This window comes from Caulobacter sp., assembly GCF_049283275.1.
Classification (GTDB): Bacteria; Pseudomonadota; Alphaproteobacteria; order Caulobacterales; family Caulobacteraceae; genus Caulobacter.
In genome coordinates this window covers 1-3,047 of record NZ_JBAPVS010000346.1, presented here as the reverse complement: position 1 = coordinate 3,047, position 3,047 = coordinate 1, and the positions used below count along the sequence as shown (strand labels likewise).

Annotated in this window: 4 protein-coding genes; all 4 read right to left on the bottom strand. The window is 70.1% G+C overall.

What is annotated here, in order from left to right; translation table 11 throughout:
- Positions 1-48: 48 nt before the first annotated feature.
- Genes WAL33_RS19670 through WAL33_RS19655 form a run of 4 tightly spaced genes read right to left on the bottom strand, consistent with a single transcriptional unit; the run spans position 49 to position 2,867 of the window.
- A complete protein-coding gene (locus WAL33_RS19670) occupies positions 49-273 on the bottom strand; it encodes a DUF4170 domain-containing protein (RefSeq protein WP_422183480.1) in 225 nt (74 codons plus the stop codon).
- Positions 274-297: 24 nt separating this feature from the next.
- Positions 298-1,083: a 3'(2'),5'-bisphosphate nucleotidase CysQ gene (locus WAL33_RS19665; RefSeq protein ID WP_422183478.1), complete on the bottom strand. Its 786-nt coding sequence runs from the start codon at positions 1,081-1,083 to the stop codon at positions 298-300.
- Positions 1,080-2,411 carry a TldD/PmbA family protein gene (locus tag WAL33_RS19660; RefSeq protein ID WP_422183476.1) on the bottom strand — a complete coding sequence of 444 codons (1,332 nt, stop codon included), beginning with the start codon at positions 2,409-2,411 and terminating at the stop codon, positions 1,080-1,082. The genes WAL33_RS19665 and WAL33_RS19660 overlap by 4 nt, the downstream gene beginning before the upstream one ends.
- A 54-nt stretch (positions 2,412-2,465) precedes the next feature.
- Positions 2,466-2,867, bottom strand: a complete 402-nt coding sequence (locus WAL33_RS19655) for an MAPEG family protein (protein WP_422183474.1) — start codon at positions 2,865-2,867, stop codon at positions 2,466-2,468.
- Between the last annotated feature and the right edge of the window lie 180 nt (positions 2,868-3,047).

Below are 3,047 nucleotides of genomic sequence, written 5' to 3'. Positions count from 1 at the left end.
CCCCTCTGGGGGAGCTGTCGCGGAGCGACTGAGGGGGTCTTCCGGACCCTAATCCAGGCTGGGGTCCAGCAGCTTGTGCGCGTGGATGATGAAGTACCGCGCATGGGCGTTGTCGACCGTGGCCTGGGCCTTGGCCTTCCAGGCCTTGTGGGCTTCAGCGTAGCTGGCGTAGGCGCCCACGAACTCGACCTGGCTCAGGTCGCGGAATTCGATGTCGGAAACGTTCTTCAGTTCACCGCCGATCACGAGGTGAAGAAGCTGCTTGTCGCTCATGGCGTGGAATTTCCTGCGCGGAAGTTATCGTTGTGGCAGGTCGATATGCCCGACGCGCGCCAGGATCAACGGGTGAAGCGGCCGATTGGCGCAAACCACGCTCGGAAGCAGCGGATTTGCCCGGTTATAGGTGAAAGAGCGGCCGATATGGTCGGTCAGGACGGCGCCGGCCTCGGCGCAGATCAGGTCGGCGGCGGCCAGGTCCCACTCGTTCTTGGGCGACAGGGCGACGGCGGCGTCGAAGGCCCCGCCGGCCACCAGGCACAGGCGGTAGGCGATGGAGTTGCGGCTTTCCACCCGCATCGGCGGCCACGGGTCCACCCAGGCCGGATGCACGAACATCTTGGCGTCGCCCAGCATGGCGGCGTCCTCCAGGTCCTCGGTGTCGCTGGGGCTGATGGCCACGCCGTTCAGATAGGCGCCGCCGCCCAGGGTGGCGACATAGGTCTCGTCCAGCGCCGGGGCGTGGACCACGCCGGCCACCGGGCGGCCGTTCTCGACCACGGCGATCGACACGGCGAACCAGGGCTTGCCCTTCATGAAGGCCACGGTGCCGTCGATCGGGTCGACCACGAACTGGCGGGGCGTGGTCAGCCGTGCCGGCGCGTCGGCCGTCTCCTCCGACAGCCAGCCATAGTCGGGGCGGGCCGCCCCGAGATCCATCCTCAGCAGCGTATCGACCGCCAGGTCGGCGTCGGTGACCGGCGAGCCGCCTTCCTTGGACCAGATCTTCAGGCCGCGCTCGCGGGCCGAGAGCGCCAGGGCTCCGGCTTCGCGCGCCGCGGCGAGGATCAGGTCCAGGTCGGTCATTTTCCGGCGATCGCCAGGGCGTCCACCAGCAGGGACGGGCTGTTGCTGGCCCCGCGCAGCTCCAGGTCCGAGCCGGGGACCAGGCGGGCGTAGATGTCGATCAGGTTGCCGGCCACGGTGATCTCGGTGACCGGGCCGGTCGAGACGCCGTTCTCGAACCAGAAGCCCGAACAGCCCACCGACCAGTCGCCCGTGTTGCCGTTCAGCGAGGGGCCGAACATCGAGGTCACCAGCAGGCCCGTCCCGGCGTCGGCCATCAGGCCGGCCAGGTCCTTGTCGCCCGGCTGCAGGGTCAGGTTATGGGTCGAGACGCCCGACGGGCCGGCCAGGCCGCGCGAGGCGTGGCCGGTGCTTTCCAGGCCCAGCTGCTTGGCCGAGCTGATGTTCATCAGCCAGGTGGTCAGCACGCCGTCGTCGATCAGGGCGCGGGCCTCGCAGGCCACGCCCTCGTCGTCGAACGGGGCCGAGCCCAGGCCGCGCATCCGGAACGGGTCGTCCAGCAGATTGACGCCCTTGGCGAAGATCGCTTGGCCCAGCTTGTCCTTCAGGAACGAGGTTCCCCGGGCGATCGACGGGCCCGAGATCGCGCCGATCAAGGGGCTGAGCAGCGACATGGCCAGGCGGTTTTCGAAGATCACCGGGGCGGTGGTCGAGTCCAGCTTGCGCGGGTTCAGCTTGGCGACGGCCTGCTGGCCGGCCTTGGTCCCGATGCTTTGCGGGGTCGGCAGGTCGGCGGCGTGGCGGGTCGAGCGGCCTTCGCCGCCGCGCTCCATGCCCGCGCCCTCGCCGGCGATGGCCGAGGCCGACACGCCGAAGCCGCTGGCCTGATGCAGGCCCGAGAATCCCTCGGTGGTGACCTGCCGCCAGGTCGAGGCGCTCCACGACGACGAGCCGCCGTCGGAATTGGTCACCCCCTCGACGGCGCGGGCGGCGGCCTCGGCCTCGCGGGCCTGGGCCTCCAGGGTCTCGGCCGAGGGTTCGGTCGGGTCGTAGAGGTCCAGGTCCCGGAACGGACCGCGCGCCAGGCGCTGCGCCGGGGCCAGGGCGGCGTAGGGATCTTCCGGGGCCAGGCGGGCCATGGCCACGGCCCGGTCGATCAGCTTGGCGCGGCCCTGCGCCGAGATGTCCGAGCCCGACACCGTGGCGCTCTGCTTGCCGATGAACACCCGCAGGCCGAGGTCGCGGGACTCCTCGCGCTCGACCTCCTCCAGTTCGCCCAGGCGAACGCCGACGGAGAGGGATTGGCGCTGTGCGAACACGGCTTCGGCGGCGTCGGCGCCGGCGGTTCGAGCGGCGGCGAGCACGTCATGCAACAGGTTTTCGTCCATGCGGTCTTATGGACGAGGGGGCGGGGCGGGGGCAAGCGCCCCGCCGCCCCGGCGTCAGCCGATCGCGTAGAATAGCAGGGCCACCGCGCTGAAGATGTAGGCCAGCCAGGTGCAGATCATGCCCAGGGCGCGCGGGATCGACGCGCCGCCGCTGTTGGACAGGCCCACGGCGTGGATCAGCCGGCCGGCCAGCAGCACCAGCCCCACCACGTGGATGGTCAGCGGCGCGGCGCCGACCAGGGCCAGGGTGATGATCGCCGCCAGACCGACGGGGATGTATTCGCTGGCGTTGCCGAAGGCGCGGATGGCGCGGGCCAGCTCGGGAATCCCTTCGTCGCCCAGCGCGACCTTGTGCTTTTGCCGCAGGCGCACGACCAGCAGCGACAGGGCCAGCAGGAGCAGGACGTGCAACCCCACCCATAGGGCGGCGGCGTGTCCGGAGGCGATGGTGTCCATCGGGCGTTACTCGTGAAACTGGATCGAACGTGACCGCATAAGGTTCAGCGTTCGGAGAGGCTGGCAAGCCGGATCGTGGGAGAGGCGATCACGGGACTCCCGACCGGGGACATGCCCTTGCGGCGTGTCCCAAACGAAATCCGTGCGCGCGAAAGGGGACACGCCGCAAGGGCATGTCCC